The sequence below is a fragment of the Helicobacter pylori genome (assembly GCF_001998165.1).
Taxonomy (GTDB): domain Bacteria; phylum Campylobacterota; class Campylobacteria; order Campylobacterales; family Helicobacteraceae; genus Helicobacter; species Helicobacter pylori_DL.
On the sequence record NZ_MTWR01000197.1, the window covers coordinates 1 to 251 of the forward strand.

The 251-nt window shown below is 41.8% G+C and carries 1 protein-coding gene; it reads left to right on the plus strand.

Going from position 1 to position 251, the window contains the following annotated elements; translation table 11 throughout:
* Nucleotides 1-251, plus strand: a 251-nt coding sequence (locus tag BZK24_RS08875; protein WP_171972445.1) for a 3-methyl-2-oxobutanoate hydroxymethyltransferase, incomplete at both ends; no start/stop codon positions are given.

A 251-nucleotide genomic window follows, 5' to 3' on the forward strand; every position in this document is an offset into this window, starting at 1 on the left:
GCTATAAAGATGAAAAAACAGCCCTAAAAAACGCCATTAGGGTTTATAAAGAAACCCAAGCGAGCGCGATCAAATTAGAGGGCGGAAAAGAAAAAGCGAAACTGGTTAAAACGCTCACTAATGAGGGGGTTATTGTGGAAGGGCATATTGGCTTAATGCCTCAACTCGTGCGTCTTGATGGAGGCTATAAGTTTAAGGGCAAAAATGAAGAGCAACAAAAAAAGCTTTTAGAAGCGGCCTGGGGTTTAGAA